At 64.7% G+C, this 13923-nt stretch carries 17 protein-coding genes; 7 read left to right on the forward strand and 10 right to left on the reverse strand.

Annotated elements, in window-relative coordinates:
- Nucleotides 1-283 precede the first annotated feature (283 nt).
- Nucleotides 284-697, reverse strand: coding sequence for a helix-turn-helix domain-containing protein (locus NHF53_RS05220; RefSeq protein ID WP_112690106.1), 414 nt, complete (start codon nucleotides 695-697; stop codon nucleotides 284-286).
- Between the two features lie 87 nt (nucleotides 698-784).
- Here NHF53_RS05220 and NHF53_RS05225 point away from each other — a divergent pair, with 87 nt between their 5' ends.
- Nucleotides 785-1528: a cation transporter gene (locus tag NHF53_RS05225; RefSeq protein WP_252833373.1), complete on the forward strand. Its 744-nt coding sequence runs from the start codon at nucleotides 785-787 to the stop codon at nucleotides 1526-1528.
- A gap of 28 nt (nucleotides 1529-1556) precedes the next feature.
- On the opposite strand, the gene NHF53_RS05230 is transcribed toward NHF53_RS05225, so the two are convergent.
- The 4 genes from NHF53_RS05230 to NHF53_RS05245 form a co-directional block, all read right to left on the reverse strand.
- Nucleotides 1557-1874 (reverse strand): hypothetical protein, encoded by a 318-nt coding sequence (locus NHF53_RS05230; protein WP_252833374.1) that lies wholly within the window; start codon nucleotides 1872-1874, stop codon nucleotides 1557-1559.
- A 452-nt stretch (nucleotides 1875-2326) separates the two neighbouring features.
- A complete protein-coding gene (locus NHF53_RS05235; RefSeq protein ID WP_252833375.1) occupies nucleotides 2327-3037 on the reverse strand; it encodes a hypothetical protein in 711 nt (236 codons plus the stop codon).
- A gap of 197 nt (nucleotides 3038-3234) precedes the next feature.
- Complete coding sequence (locus NHF53_RS05240) at nucleotides 3235-3756, reverse strand: DUF1697 domain-containing protein (protein ID WP_114365063.1); 522 nt, start codon at nucleotides 3754-3756, stop codon at nucleotides 3235-3237.
- A 97-nt stretch (nucleotides 3757-3853) separates the two neighbouring features.
- Nucleotides 3854-5962 carry a S9 family peptidase gene (locus NHF53_RS05245; RefSeq protein WP_252833376.1) on the reverse strand — a complete coding sequence of 703 codons (2109 nt, stop codon included), beginning with the start codon at nucleotides 5960-5962 and terminating at the stop codon, nucleotides 3854-3856.
- 177 nt (nucleotides 5963-6139) lie between these two features.
- Here NHF53_RS05245 and NHF53_RS05250 point away from each other — a divergent pair, with 177 nt between their 5' ends.
- The 3 genes from NHF53_RS05250 to NHF53_RS05260 all read left to right on the forward strand — a co-directional run bounded on the left by NHF53_RS05250 (nucleotide 6140) and on the right by NHF53_RS05260 (nucleotide 7625).
- A complete protein-coding gene (locus NHF53_RS05250; RefSeq protein ID WP_252833377.1) occupies nucleotides 6140-6418 on the forward strand; it encodes a CopG family ribbon-helix-helix protein in 279 nt (92 codons plus the stop codon).
- The gene (locus NHF53_RS05255) at nucleotides 6418-6738 is read left to right on the forward strand and encodes a type II toxin-antitoxin system RelE/ParE family toxin (protein ID WP_114365068.1); all 321 of its coding nucleotides are present in this window, start codon (nucleotides 6418-6420) and stop codon (nucleotides 6736-6738) included. Before NHF53_RS05250 ends, NHF53_RS05255 begins: the two co-directional genes overlap by 1 nt.
- 89 nt (nucleotides 6739-6827) lie before the next feature.
- Nucleotides 6828-7625 (forward strand): polysaccharide deacetylase family protein, encoded by a 798-nt coding sequence (locus NHF53_RS05260; protein WP_252833378.1) that lies wholly within the window; start codon nucleotides 6828-6830, stop codon nucleotides 7623-7625.
- A 360-nt stretch (nucleotides 7626-7985) separates the two neighbouring features.
- On the opposite strand, the gene NHF53_RS05265 is transcribed toward NHF53_RS05260, so the two are convergent.
- On the reverse strand, nucleotides 7986-9275 hold the full coding sequence (locus tag NHF53_RS05265; RefSeq protein ID WP_114365070.1) for an NAD(P)/FAD-dependent oxidoreductase: 1290 nt from the start codon (nucleotides 9273-9275) through the stop codon (nucleotides 7986-7988).
- A gap of 222 nt (nucleotides 9276-9497) precedes the next feature.
- Nucleotides 9498-9998 carry a GNAT family N-acetyltransferase gene (locus NHF53_RS05270; protein ID WP_252833379.1) on the reverse strand — a complete coding sequence of 167 codons (501 nt, stop codon included), beginning with the start codon at nucleotides 9996-9998 and terminating at the stop codon, nucleotides 9498-9500.
- Nucleotides 9999-10024: 26 nt separating this feature from the next.
- On the opposite strand from NHF53_RS05270, the gene NHF53_RS05275 reads away from it, so the two are divergent.
- The gene (locus tag NHF53_RS05275) at nucleotides 10025-10594 is read left to right on the forward strand and encodes an XRE family transcriptional regulator (protein ID WP_252833380.1); all 570 of its coding nucleotides are present in this window, start codon (nucleotides 10025-10027) and stop codon (nucleotides 10592-10594) included.
- A gap of 24 nt (nucleotides 10595-10618) precedes the next feature.
- Here NHF53_RS05275 and NHF53_RS05280 read toward each other — a convergent pair whose 3' ends face one another.
- The gene (locus NHF53_RS05280; RefSeq protein WP_252833381.1) at nucleotides 10619-11272 is read right to left on the reverse strand and encodes a hemolysin III family protein; all 654 of its coding nucleotides are present in this window, start codon (nucleotides 11270-11272) and stop codon (nucleotides 10619-10621) included.
- A gap of 199 nt (nucleotides 11273-11471) precedes the next feature.
- On the opposite strand from NHF53_RS05280, the gene NHF53_RS05285 reads away from it, so the two are divergent.
- Nucleotides 11472-11849 (forward strand): MAPEG family protein, encoded by a 378-nt coding sequence (locus NHF53_RS05285; RefSeq protein WP_252833382.1) that lies wholly within the window; start codon nucleotides 11472-11474, stop codon nucleotides 11847-11849.
- A 105-nt stretch (nucleotides 11850-11954) separates the two neighbouring features.
- On the opposite strand, the gene NHF53_RS05290 is transcribed toward NHF53_RS05285, so the two are convergent.
- Together NHF53_RS05290 and NHF53_RS05295 are read right to left on the reverse strand one after the other, a co-directional pair.
- Nucleotides 11955-12272: a TraR/DksA C4-type zinc finger protein gene (locus NHF53_RS05290; RefSeq protein WP_114365075.1), complete on the reverse strand. Its 318-nt coding sequence runs from the start codon at nucleotides 12270-12272 to the stop codon at nucleotides 11955-11957.
- Between the two features lie 29 nt (nucleotides 12273-12301).
- Nucleotides 12302-12712 carry a universal stress protein gene (locus NHF53_RS05295; protein WP_114365076.1) on the reverse strand — a complete coding sequence of 137 codons (411 nt, stop codon included), beginning with the start codon at nucleotides 12710-12712 and terminating at the stop codon, nucleotides 12302-12304.
- Nucleotides 12713-12999: 287 nt separating this feature from the next.
- On the opposite strand from NHF53_RS05295, the gene NHF53_RS05300 reads away from it, so the two are divergent.
- A complete protein-coding gene (locus tag NHF53_RS05300; protein WP_114365077.1) occupies nucleotides 13000-13920 on the forward strand; it encodes a metal-dependent hydrolase in 921 nt (306 codons plus the stop codon).
- Nucleotides 13921-13923: the final 3 nt, after the last annotated feature.

Genomic DNA, 13923 nt, shown 5'->3' on the forward strand with positions numbered 1-13923 from the left:
CCCGGCATGACGGAGGACGGAGGCGTGCGCCCCTTACGACTGCCCCTCACCCTGACCTGCCAGGGCAGAGCCGCGTGTCTCTGCCCGTCCTTCGGCCCCCCGTAGGAACGGGGAGAGGGACGGCCAACGCGGTGCCTCAGTGCCGATCTCCCCCCTTGAGGGGGAGATGCCCGGCAGGGCAGAGGGGGGTGTCAGTGCAAGCGCCGAGATTGGGGGCACCCCCCTCTGTCACTTCGTGACATCTCCCCCTCAAGGGGGGAGATCGGTCGCCAGAATACTCCCCTCAGTGCTCGCCCTCGCAGAGGCCGTGGTCGGAGAGGGCGCGGATGACGTGGCAGTCCCCGACGCTGTGGCCGTCGCAGCAGGCGGCGATGCGGGAGAGTTCCGTTTCGAGCTTGCGCAGCCGGGCGATCTTCTCGCGCACCTCGGCGAGCTGTTCGCGGGCAATCTCGTCGGCGCGCTCGCAGGGCCGTTCCGGATGGCCGCTCAGCGCCAGAAGCTCGCGGATCGCCTCGATCGGAAAGCCGAGGTCGCGCGCGTGGCGAATGAAGGCGAGCCGCTCGAGATCGCTCGTCTCGTAGCGCCGCTGGTTGCCGCCGGTCCTGTCGGCGGCGGAAATCAGCCCCATCTGTTCGTAGTAGCGGATCGTCGGGACCTTCACCCCGGTCCGCTTCGCCATGTCGCCGATCGACAGCATTTTTTTCGCCCGCCCCTCTTGAACCTCTAGTCGCTAGAGAGACTAGGTAGGGTCAAGCCTTGCAGGATCAAGAGGGAAGGAAGAGCGATGAGTGCGAGCTGCGGCCATAGCCACGGAACCTTCGAGGGCGTCTCCGCCGAATACAAGCGCCGGCTCTGGGCAGTGATCGCCATCAATGCCGGCATGTTCGTGGTGGAGATGACGGCAGGCCAGCTCGCGCGCTCGCAGGCGCTACAGGCCGACGCGCTCGACTTCTTCGCCGATGCCGTCACCTACGGCATCTCGCTCGCCGTCATCGGCGCGCCGCTCGGCGTGCGCAGCCTTGCGGCCGCCGGCAAGGGCGCGAGCCTCTTCCTGATGGGGCTCTTCGTCTTCGCCACCACGCTCTGGCGGGTCTTCTACGACGGCATGCCCGAAGCGCCGGTGATGGGGCTGATCGGCTTCCTGGCGCTCGCCGCCAACGTCACCAGCGTGCTGCTCCTGATGCGCTACAAGGACGGCGACGCCAATGTGCGCTCCGTCTGGCTCTGCTCGCGCAACGATGCGATCGGCAACGTCATCGTGATGATCGCCGCCCTCGGCGTCTGGGGCACCGCGACCGCCTGGCCGGACCTCGCCGTCGCCGCCGTGATGGCGGGCCTCTTCCTCAATTCGTCGGTGCAGATCCTCAGCCAATCCTGGCAGGAATGGCGCCGCGGCGGGGCAGCAGCGCTGGCCGAGGTGGTCGACCAGGGCTGCTGCGGCAGCGGTGCCTGCGGCACGGGCCACGATCACGCCGCGTCAGGGCATGAAGACCATGCCCATGACAACCGCCACGATCACGTGCATTGACGGAGAAAAGAGAGAGTTTGGCCGCCGCTCAGTCTTCCATGTCCTCGACGGGACCGAATTCGCGGTAGAGCGCCTCGACCTGTTCGAGCTGCGAGCGTTCGGCCTCGCTGCCGTCGACAGGCGATGCGGCGAGGGTCGTCGTGGTGCCGGAACGGCGACCGCCGTCCAGGCTCCAGAGTGCGGTGGCGAGCGAGGCGGAGACGAAAGTGCTGCTGAAAGCGGGCCCGCCGGCGCGGCGCGGATTTGCGGCAGCCGTCGTCTCGGCGGCCAGCTCCTCCGTCTCGGCAACGGTGCGCACATACCGGTTCTGATAAGAATAGCCGCCGAGGCCACTTTCGATCCGCATTTCACGCTCACTTCTTCAGTTGTTAACCTTTTGTTAACTTTTGAAGCTTGCGCGAAACTTGCGTCGGGTCACGCAGCACCATTGCCAGCCGGGGGCAAATCAGCTAGCGGCGCCGCCCGTGAAGCGGCCTATGGTGCGCGTGGCGAGGCGCCGTCGAAGATGTCGCAGAGGACGAGCTGGCCCCGCCCCTTCGAATCACCCCCTGCGGCAGAAGGCACGATGAAACTCGGCGATCGGCCCGTCGCCGTCGTTGATCGACATCAAACGGCGCCAGAAGCGGAATGAGCGTCGAGATGCGCGGCCCTCCCCTCGGCTGTCTCTTGATGCTGGATGATGCAAGATCGGTGAGGGTCGCGAAACCGGCAGGGACCTTGCACGGGGAAATTCCTCGATTCTTTGGCTTCAGCACCCGACGGCGTGTTCAGAGCGCGCGGCGTCCTGTACAGAAATCATCAAAGTCTCCTGGTGAACATGTTCGTTGCGGGAGACCTCTTCCCTGCCGGGGCCTTTTCGATTTGCGCCTTGGTCCAAAGGGCCTGCTGCACTGCAAGCCATGGAAAGGTCGAGGTTATGTCGGTGTATTGGCGATTTCTGACGAACGTGATTGTGCCTTTTATAAACCGGACTGGGCACTGAGCCTGCTGATCGCAGACCTCTGGTTCATAGAGTGTTGTAGGGTCTTTGGGGTCGGGCAGGATCCAGAGTTTCGGCAAGAGTTCCAGCCCGAACGGCATTGTCCGGCGCTCGGAGGCGGCCTTCCTCAGCGCGTCGATGGTCTCCCGGTCTCCTGCCCGTTCGAGATGAAGCAGTTTCAGCGGGATGAGGTTTGGATAGTTCCATCTCTCGATCTGATAACGATAGTAGTTGAGATCTGGACCATTGACGCTGACGAGCAGAAGGTGTCCGCTCGGCAACTTGGCGGTGGCTGCATCAGCCAGCACGTCAGTTGTGATACCTTTCCAACTGCCGTTCATGGTCGGATGCGACTTGTAGATGACCTCCCAGATGGCCGTTGCCCTGGCAGGACTGCCATCGACCTCGAAATCGGCATCGATGCGATAGCGTACCGTGACATCGGGAAAGGCAAAGAACGTAAGCCAGATCAGATAGACGACGACCGACGCGAGGGAGCCCAGAAGGAGTACCCGGTTCTTTGTACGCATATAGCTCTATCCACTAGAAGGCGAAAGGAACGACAATATGCAGAGACTGGTAGTGCCATCTGGTGAAGAGAGTAAGCCCTGAAAACCGGCTGTATTTTTGAAAATCTGCGGACATGCTCGAGAATATGTCGTCCAATACATAACGGCCCTCCTTGAGGGTCGCGCCGTTCCGGCAAAGCCGAGTGCACGCTCCGCCCTCACCCCTCCTCGATCCCACCAGCGAGTTCAGCCAGCCGGGCGACGGTGTTGATGTTGCGGGAGGTGCCGGCCTTCAGCGCCGGGAGCCTGATCTTCGAGCGGCCGGAGCCGATCGGGTAGTGCACGTAGATTTCCCGGCCGCGCACCACCGCCTCCTCGCCGTCGGGGGCGAGGAAACCGTGCAGGGCGTCGTCGCCGGGCGCCTCACCGAAGAAGCTGACGAGCACGCGCTCCGGCGCCATTGCCCCGAAGGGATTGCCGTCGAGGACGGCCCTGAGCTCCGCCGGTGTACGGACGAAGACGCCGGGGGCCTTGCCGAGACGAATGCCGAGCGCCGCGTCGAGCCGCGCGGCGATCACCGCCGGATCGCCGCCGTCGCGGAAGATCAGGTTGCCGGACTGGATATAGGTGGAGACCTCGGCGAAGCCGAGGCCTTCGGCGAGCGCCTTCAGCTCCGCCATCGGCAGTTTCCCGGTGCCGCCGACATTGACGGCGCGGATCAGGGCGACATAGGCGGGCATCGTCTCTCCTCTCCGGGCGGAAGGCGGCGCGCCGCCGCCGTTACAGACTTAGCGCGAGACGGTGGAGGGGCAATGGCTTAGAGAAACGAACGCCCCCTCACATTTTCCCCGCCACCTTCACCGCAAAGGCGTATTCGAAGGCGATTTCCTCGAGGCGCTGGAAGCGGCCGGACTTGCCGCCATGGCCGGCGGCCATGTTGGTCTTCAGGAGATAGGGGCCTGCCTCGGGCGCCGTCTCGCGCAGCTTCGCCACCCATTTGGTCGGCTCCCAGTAGGTCACGCGCGGGTCGGTGAGGCCGGAGAGTGCGAGGATCGGCGGATAGGATTTTTCGCCGACATTGTCGTAGGGGCTGTAGGCGGCGATCCAGCGATACTCCTCTTCCGATTCGATCGGGTTGCCCCATTCCGGCCATTCCGGCGGCGTGAGCGGCAGGGTGTCGTCCAGCATGGTGTTCAGGACGTCGACGAAGGGCACGGCGGCGATGATGCCGGCGAATTTTTCCGGCGCCATGTTGGCGACCGCCCCCATCAGCATGCCGCCGGCCGATCCGCCTTCGGCGATGATCCGGTCGTAAGCGGTGAAGCCCTCCTTCACCAGATGGTCGGCGGCGGTGATGAAGTCCTTGAAGGTGTTGACCTTCTTCTCCATCTTGCCGTCCTCGTACCAGGAAAAGCCCTTGTCCTTGCCGCCGCGGATATGGGCGATGGCATAGACGAAGCCGCGGTCGGCGAGCGACAGGCAGTTGGTGTTGAAGCCGGCGGGAATGGTGATGCCATAGGCGCCGTAGCCATAGAGCAGGCACGGTGCAGAGCCGTCGAGCTTGGTATCCTTGCGGTAGAGCAGTGTGACCGGCACCTTCTCGCCGTCATGGGCAGGCGCGAAGACCCGCCGTGTCACGTAGTCGTCCGGGTTGTGGCCGGAGGGCACTTCCTGGGTCTTCAAGAGCGTGCGCTCGCGCGTCGCCATGTTGTAGTCGAAGAGCTGGGAGGGCGTCGTCATCGACGAATAGGAAAAGCGGATGACGTCGGTGTCGTATTCGGCGGCGCCCGAAAGCCCGAGCGAATAGGCCTCTTCCGCAAAGGCGATCGCGTGCTCCTCGCCCGTCTTCCGGTCGCGGATCATGATTTCCGGCAGGCCGTCGCGGCGCTGCAGCCAGACGAGGTGGCGGGCGAAGGCCATGTGGGAGAGGATCAGCAGGCCGGGCGTATGCGGCACCACTTCCTTCCAGTTCTCCTTGAAGGGAGCGCCAACCGGCGCCTCCATGATCTTGAAATCCTTGGCGCCGCCGTCGTTGGTCAGGATGTAGAAGACGTCGCCGCCCTCGGCGAGCGAATATTCGACCCCCTCCTCGCGCGCGGCGACCAGCAGCGGCTCGGCCGTCAGCTCCTTCGTCGAGAGGATGCGGAACTCGCTCGTCTCGTGGTCGTGGATGTCGATATAGATGAAATCGTCGAGCAGCGAGCCGCCGACGCCCATGAAGAAGCCGTGGTCCGTCTCCTCATAGACCAGCCGGTCGGAAGACTGCGGCTCACCGACGATGTGGTGGAAGACCTTGGAGGGGCGATGGTTGTCGTCCTGCAGGGTGTAGAAGAAGCTCTTGCCGTCCGGCGCCCAGGCGCCGCCGCCGCCGGTGTTCTCGATCACGTCGGGAAGATCCTCGCCGGTTGCAAGGTCGCGCACCCTGAGCGTGAAGTATTCCGAACCCTTGTCGTCATAGCCCCAGAGACCGAAGGCGTGGTCGCTCGTGTGGTCGAGGCCGGCGAGGCGGAAATAGTCCTTGCCCCTGGCTTCCTTGTCGCCGTCGAGCAGCAGTTTCCGGCTCGCCTCGTCCTTGTGGTCGCCGTCGCGCGGGATGCGGAAATAGCGCGGCTGCTCGCCGCCGGTGACGAAGGCGGTGCCATAGGCGAAGGGGCCGTCCTTCATCGGTACCGACGAATCGTCCTCCTTGATGCGGCCCTTCATCTCGGCGAAGAGCTTTTCCTGCAGCGCCTTGGTGTCGGCCATGGCGGCGTCCATATAGGCGTTCTCGGCCTCGAGATGCCGGCGCAGCTCCGCGTCGAGCAGCGAAGGGTCCTTGAACATCGCCTGCCAGTTTTCCGCCCGCATCCAGGCATAGTCGTCGGTGCGGGTGATGCCGTGGCGGGTGTCGGAGACGGGCTTCTTCTCGGCGGCGGGCGGCGTGGGCAGGTTCGGGAATACGGACAAGGGCGAAGCCTCTCTTGAGGTGGGGAAATTGCTTCTGGGACAGATAGAGACCGGGCGCCGGCCTATCAAGGCGGAATCGGCGGGAAGGCGGGGAGCGACCGGGTGCTGTCACGCGACTTTGTATTTCGAACGTGCCGGGTTACACTGTCATCTGCTGTATCACAGAGGCGACCACCTATGACGCAGACCGAAAAGACGCAGGTTTCGCTCCAGTTGCCCCGGCAACTGGTCGCCGACTTTGATCGCATCGCCGCGGCACTCGATCGTGACCGCGCCTGGGTCTTTCAAACGGCACTTGCCCACTATCTCGCCGGTGAAGGCGCCGAGATCCTGCAGGATGCCGAGGGCATCGCGGAGTTCGATCGCGGTGAAAGCGTCGACCTCGATGAGGTGATTGCGAAGGCCCTCCGCCTCGTCGAAGAAGCCGAGGATCGCCGTCGTCGCCGGGCCGGCTGATGCCGCCGGTTCGCCTTTCGAAGAGCGCCGAACGCTGGTTCCTGAAAAAGATCGCCGAACTTGCCGCTGTCAATCCCGCCGCAGCCAGGAGGCTGATCGATCGCCTGGAGAGGCAGAAGAGCCTGTTGTCTTCCTTTCCGGAGATGACCGAGAAGGGCGTGCTCGAAGGGACGCGCAAGGTGAGCATGCCGCCTCTCGTCCTGACGACGCGATACCGCGACGGCGTGATCGAGGTGGTGGCGATCAGGGACGGCCGGCAGAAGGATGCTTACGCACCCGACGAACTCCTTTCCGAGAACGAGGAGGATACACCCGGATAGCCGGTGAACCAGCACACCTACCCCCTTGCCACAATTCCGGCACCTTGGCGGCGGAAGGAAGCGCAGTCCCTCCGTTTCCCCGGTCTCCCATGCGCCTCTTCTTCCTTTCTGCAACGCTCGCGGCCTCTCTCGTCGTCCCGGCAACCGCCGGGGCGCGTGACGGCCTCGTCGAACCGAAGCTTGTGATCGCCCGCGGCGGGCCGGCGGCGCCGCGCGTCGCGCTGACGCTCGATGCCTGTTCGGGGGCGGCCGACGAGCGTATCTTGGGCGAGCTCTTCCGCGAGGAAATTCCGGCGACGATCTTCGTCACCACCCGCTGGGTGCGGCGCAATCCGCAGGTCGTGAAGCGGCTGCAGAGCCGGCCGGACCTCTTCGAGATCGAGGATCACGGCGAAAACCACGTGCCGGCCGTCGACCGGCCGCTCGCGGTCTATGGCATTCCGGCCGCGGGTTCGCCGGCTGCGGTCGCCGCCGAAGTCGAGGGCGGAGCGCGCGCGATCGTCGCCGCCGGCTCGCCGGTGCCGCGCTGGTTCCGTGGCGCGACCGCCCGCTACAGCACGACCGCCATCGCCGAGATCGAGAAAATGGGCTACCACATCGCCGGCTATTCGGTGAACGGCGACCAGGGCGCGGGCCTCATCGCCGGCATGGCCGAGAAGCGGATCGCGGCGGCGAAGGACGGCGACGTCATCATCGCGCACGTCAACCAGCCGAGCCGTTCGGCCGGCGAAGGGGTCGCCCGCGGCATTCATGCGCTGAAGGAAAAGGGCGTCACCTTCGTCCGCCTCGACGAGGGCCTTGCCGCGCCGACCGCCGGAGCGGCCGGACGAGTGATATCCGGTCCTCTTCTCCCCGCCGGGGAGAAGCTGGCGCGCAGCGCCGGTTGAAGGGCTGAACATCGGGACAAGTGGCTTCCCCTCATCGCCTCGCATTCGCTCGGCACTTCTCCCCGCCGGGGAGAAGAGGGTGTTCCAGATCGACGCCGCAGGTTCCTGACGCGTCGCCAGCACGGAGAGAGCATCGGCTTGTGCGTGGATCCTCGGGTCAGGCCCGAGGATGACGGTGCTCCGGGTGGGGTGACTGCCCAAAGACATGTTTCGCCCGATGGAAACGACGGACGGGACACCCTGTCCCAAACCGAAGGGTGGTCATCCTCGGGCTTGACCCGAGGATCCACGATCCACGCAGCCGGCATGACGGAAATTTGCGGTTAGCGCCACGGAACGCGGCCCTCCGGCCGCGCCCGCTCACTCGCTGTCGAACTTGACGGCCTTGAGCTTGTCGATGCCGAGCACCTGCAAAGCGAGCTTCTCGTAGAAGGGCTCGGAGCGGCCGCTCCTGATCTTGTGCAGGAAGTATTTCTCGAAGCCGATCTTGGCGGCGTGCACCCACTTGCCCTGCGACGACCAGTTGACGTTGCGCGGCGGGATCTGCGGCTGCGCCACGAAGGCGATGCCTCCGTCGCCGAAGTCGGCAAGGCAGACGGCATTCCAGGTGCCTTCGGCGTTCGGCTTCTCGCCGCGGACCAGCCGGGCGATGTTGGTCGCGGTCGCCGTCACCATGCTTTCGATCATGAAGCCGGTCTTCGGCACGCCGACCGGAACCGGGGTCTTGCCCATCGGCGGGATGGCGACACAGACGCCGACCGAGAAGACGTTCTGGAACTTCTGGTTCTGCTGGTGCCGGTCGACGAGGATGAAGCCGCGCGGATTGGTCAGCCCCTCGATATCGCGCACCGCTTCCACGCCGCGGAAGGCGGGCAGCATCATCGTATAGGCCGAGGGCACCTCGTGGGTGGTCTTCACCGAGCCGTCCTCGTTGAGCTCGTCGGCGATGACCTTGCCGTCCTCGAACTTCTGCACCTTGGCGTTGGTGATCCACTTGATGTGCTTGGCGCGCAGCGCGCTTTCCAGCAGGCCCTTGGTATCGCCGACCCCGTCGAGGCCGAGATGGCCGATATAGGGCTCGGAGGTGACGAAGGTCATCGGCACCTTGTCACGCACCTTGGCGTCGCGCAGCGCCTTCTCCAGGATGAAGGCGAATTCGTAGGCCGGACCGAAGCAGGAGGCGCCCTGCACGGCGCCGATCACCACCGGTCCCGGATTGGCGACCAGTCTGTCGAAGGCATCCTTGGCGGCGAGTGCGTGATCGATGTGGCAGACCGACTGGGTATGAGCCTCGGGGCCGAAGCCCTCGATCTCGTCGAATGCGAGTTCCGGACCGGTCGCGATCACCAGATAATCGTAGTCGACGGAGGTGCCGTCGGTGAGTTCGATGCGGTTTTCGGCGGCGTGCAGGCGCTTCGCCCCTTGCGGGTAGAGCGCGATGTCGCGGCGCTTGCAGGCGGGCGCCAGATCGACCTCGACCGTCTCGCGCTCGCGCCAGCCGACGGCGACCCACGGGTTCGACGGTACGAAAGAATAGACCGAACCCTTGTTGATGACGCTGACGCGATCGTCGCGTGACAGCACGTCCCTCAACTCGTAGGCCATGATGGTGCCACCGAGGCCGGCACCGAGAACAACAACATGAGCCATAAAGAACCTCCCGCTTCGTCAGGCATATATCTATTTGTCACCATATATACGAAGCTTCGTAGATTTGATTTGATTTCCATCAATTGTCAATAAAAAAACGGGAAAGGGTCAGCCGGGCAGCTTCGGACGCACGTTCTGTTCGGGGAGGAGTTCGTCGAGGATTGCCGTGCCGATCAGCGACAGCGGCAGGACAGGCGCCGTTTCGGGCGATGGCCCCCGACCTCAGAGCTTCAGTTCCATCATCGCCAGATCGAGCCAGCGGCCGAACTTGGTGCCGACCTCCTCGTGGATTCCGACGAGGCGGAAGCCGAGGCTCTCGTGGAGCCGGATGGAGGCGGTGTTGCCGGCCTCGATCGCGGCGATCATCACGTGCACCCTGCCCTCGCGCGCCCGCTCGATCAGCGCCTTCATCAGCGCCTTGCCGATGCCGCCGCCGCGCGCATCCTTGTGGACGTAGACCGAATGCTCGACCGTGTGGCGGTAGCCGTCGAAGGCCCGCCAGTCGCCGTAGGAGGCGTAGCCCGCGACCTTGCCGTCCACCTCGGCGACGAGCACCGGGAACCCCCTTGCGCGGCGCAGCTCCAGCCAGGCGCGGCGGTTCTCGACATCGATCAGCTGATCGTTCCAGATCGCCGTCGTGTGCTCCACGGCGTCGTTGTAGATGTCGCGGATCGCGGCAAGATCGGCCTCGGTCGCGTTGCGGATCAGGATCGGTTGCGTCATGGCGAGTTGTCCACTATAGTGAATTTATGTCAAACATATCAGACGATCTGGATCGCTGTCTAGGGGAGAGAATTCGCGTCGAGCGGCTTTCGCGCGGCTGGTCGCTCTCCGATCTCGCCGAGCGAGCCGGTGTTTCCCGGGCGATGATTCACAAGGTGGAGCGCGGCGAGAGCAGTCCGACGGCCGCACTCCTCGGCAGGCTCGCCGGCGCTCTGTCGCTCAGCGTCTCGACGCTGGTCGCCCGGGCGGAAGCCGGTGGAAGGCGCCTCCTTCGCAGCGACGAACAGCCGGTCTGGACCGATCCCGCGACCGGTTATCGCCGCCGCCATGTCTCGCCGGTCGTCGACATGCCCCTCGAGATCGTCGAGGTCGAGCTGCCGCCGGGCGCCGAGGTACCCTATGGCGCCGCCGCCTTCACCTTCCTGCGTCAGCTTGTCTGGGTGCTCGAAGGCGCGCTCACCTTCGTGGAGGGCGAGACGGTACACAGGCTTCGCCAGGGCGACTGCCTGGCGCTCGGGCCACCGGCCGACTGCTGTTTCAGGAACGAGGGCGACAAGCCCTGCCGCTACGCGGTGGTGTTGACCAAGGTCGGCTGAGACAGAGTCCCGGGAGGGCTCCGTTCAGAAGCTCAAGGCGGTGACGACCGCCGAGTAGTGAACGGCGGCGGCAGTGACCACGAAGCCGTGCCAGATGGCGTTCTGGAAGCGCAGCCGTTCCCAGACGTGGAAGATCACGCCGGCCGAATAGATGCAGCCGCCGACAACGATCAGGAGCACGGTGATGCTCGGCAAGGTCTGCGAAATCGGACCGAGCGCCAGCGCGCCGCTCCAGCCCATGGCGAGATAGAGGAGGATCGCCAGCCGGTCGTAGCGGCCGGGATAGCGGCATTTGAGCGTGATACCGACGACGGCGGTCGCCCAGATGCCGATCAGCAGCGCGAAGATCGCCCAGTCATGCGCGCCCTTGACCAGGAAGGGCGTGTAGGTGGCGGCGATCAGCACGAAGATCGCCGAGTGGTCGAAACGCCGGAGAATCCACTTGGTGCGCGAATGCGGCCACATGTTGTAGGTAAACGAGACGGCAAGCGCGATGACTAGGCCGAGGCCGTAGATCCAGGCTGCGGCCATCTCGGCATAGCTCGTCCAGACGGTCGCATAGAAGATCAGAGCCGTCGCCCCGACGAGCGCGAACACCACGCCGACGCCGTGGACGATGCCGTCGGCCACCAGCTCGTGGAAATCGTACGGTCTACCGAAATGGAACGGTTCGGTCATCGGATCGGCTTGTCCCCTGAGGTCTTTGTCCGGCGTTCTTCTCCCGTCCGGATAGACGCCATCATGGGCGAATTTGCGACGTCCGGCAAGCGGTCGGCGGCGCTTGCACGGCCCTCCGCTTCGGCCTACAAATCCGCAGGCGTCGCGATCACCTGCGTGGGCGATCAGATCGGCGCGCTGCCATCCGAGGAAGGAAGCCATGCGGTTCACGGTTCTCGCCACCTTCTCCGCGCTCGTCGCCTATGCCTGGTTCATGATCAAGGTCGGCCGTGCCCGCAGGCAGTTCGGCATCGAAGCGCCGCGGATCACCGGCGACGAGGCCTTCGAGCGCATCTTCCGCGTCCAGCAGAACACGGTGGAACAGCTCGTGCTGTTCCTGCCGGCGCTCTGGCTCTTCGGCGTCTACGTCTCCGATCCGGTCGCCGGCATTCTCGGCCTCTGCTGGACGGGCGCACGGGTGCTCTATGCCACCGAATACTACGCCGACGCGAAACGTCGCGGGCCGGGCGCGGCGCTCACCATCCTGATCGCACTGGTGCTGCTCGTCGGCGGTACGGCCGGCGCGCTGCTGCACTGAGCCATCCTTCTCCGACACGAAGAAGCCGGCGGCGGTCCGGAGACATGATCATCGTCTCCGAACCCCGCCGGCGGGCCCGTCCGGGAGGGGTATTCCGCGCCGGCCTCAGCCGGGCACGCAGTCCTGGCAGAACGGCGTGTGCGGCACGGCATCCAGCCGTTCCTCGGAGATCGGCTGGCCGCAGGTCACGCAGATGCCGAAGGTGCCCTGCTCGATGCGCTTCAGCGCCGCGTCGATCGCCTTCAGCTCGGTCTCGCCGACCTGTCCGAATTCCTCGAGCACTTCGTCATTCTCGGCCTGGGTGGCCTGGTCCTCGAAATCCGGGCTCTTCTGCTCGCTCAAATCGGCATCGATCTTGTTGAGCCGCGCGAGGATTTCGAGATGGCGCTGGCGCAGGATGTTTTCGTATTTCTTGGTGTCCATATGAGGTCGCTCCTTGCCTTTGCTCCGTCTCAGCGGTCGACGAGCACCGAGCACTTGGAGTGGCGGACCACCCGGTCCGCGGTGGCGCCGATCAGGTAGTTGGAGAAGTCCGGCACATGCGAGCCGATGATGACGAGATCGGCCTTGTGCTCGCTCGCCGCGGCGAGGATTTCGCGGGCGGCGGCACCGCTGCGGATTTCGACGCGGGCGGCGATCCCGGTCTTCTCCTTGAGCTCGACGAGCTTGGCCTTGCCGTCCTTGATGGCGTTTTCGATGACGTCCACGGGAAGATCGATCGCAAGATAGCCGGGCATGTCCTCGACTACCGTCAGGAGCACGATTTCACCGCCGGTGTCGAGCAGGGAGGCCGCCTTGCGCAGGATCTTCTCGCCCTTGTCGAGCGCGGCGCAGTCTACCGGTACGATGATCTTCTTGTACATCAGCTCTCTCCTTGTCGCGGCAGGACGACTCCTGCCTTTCCAGCCCTTTTGACGCTACAATCGTGCGGCCGGCCTCGCCCTGCATTGATCAAGATCAAGTTTTGAAACGACCCGACGTCAATGCCCGCCGACACGATGGCCCACCCTGTTCTTGAACAGCAGGGCGGTCACATACCTCCGGCAAAGGTGCGCGGTTGCCACTGCACCCGCGTTTAGTATAGTCCCTCGCAGAACGATGTCCCGGCGCACGACGCGGCCCGGGTTCCAGCAGAACGGGAAACTTTACGATGGCCGAACCACAGGCAAATGGGCATGGCGCCCACTGGAAAGGCGTCGCGCCCGCCAACGACGACGAGGATATCATCCCGCGCGACATCCGTTTCGGCATCCTCGAAAACCCGACCCGCCACTGGCTGGACGGCGATTTCCACAAGACGGCGCTCATCAACGGGCTTTCGATCTTCCTGCCGGAAGGCGAGCGCTATTTCATCCGGGCGTTGAAATACTACGCGCCGAGGCTGGCCGATCGCCAGCTCGCCGCCGAGATCAACGGCTATGCGGTGCAGGAGGCTTTCCACACCCGCGAGCATGAGGAATACAACCAGGCCCTCGGCAAGCTCGGCTACGATGTCGAGGCAATGGAAGAGCCGGTGCGCGAGACGCTACGCAGCGACAAGATCCCCATCTTCCGGCTGGCCGTCACCTGCGCCATCGAGCACCTGACGGCGACGCTCTCGACCGTCACGCTGCGCAATCCGCAGTTCCTCGAGAACGCCGCACCGGCCTATCGCCGCCTGTGGATGTGGCATGCGCTGGAGGAACTGGAGCACAAGGCCGTCGCGCTCCACGTCTTCAAGGCCGCGACGCCGAAATATTCCGGCTTCAAGCGCTACATGCTGCGCACCATGGCGTTCAACGCGGTGGCCTGGACGTTTCTGGTGATCACGCTGCGCAATCTGACACTCTTCGCCAAGGCCGATGGCATCAAGACCGGACCGCGCTTCTGGGCGCGCCTTTTCTGGGTGCTGTTCTTCGCACCGGGTTACTGGCGCAAGTGCGCGCCGCTGGTGCTGAAATACTACCTGCCGGGCTTCAGCCCGCTGAACAAGGACGACCACGACCTGATCCGCAAGGGGCGGGACTGGCTCTACCGCGAGTTCACCGCACTCGAGGCCGCGTCCGCGCCGGCTGTCCCCGCCGCGGAGTGAAAG

It is taken from the genome of Ciceribacter sp. RN22, assembly GCF_024054295.1.
In the GTDB taxonomy this organism is placed as follows: domain Bacteria; phylum Pseudomonadota; class Alphaproteobacteria; order Rhizobiales; family Rhizobiaceae; genus Allorhizobium; species Allorhizobium lividum.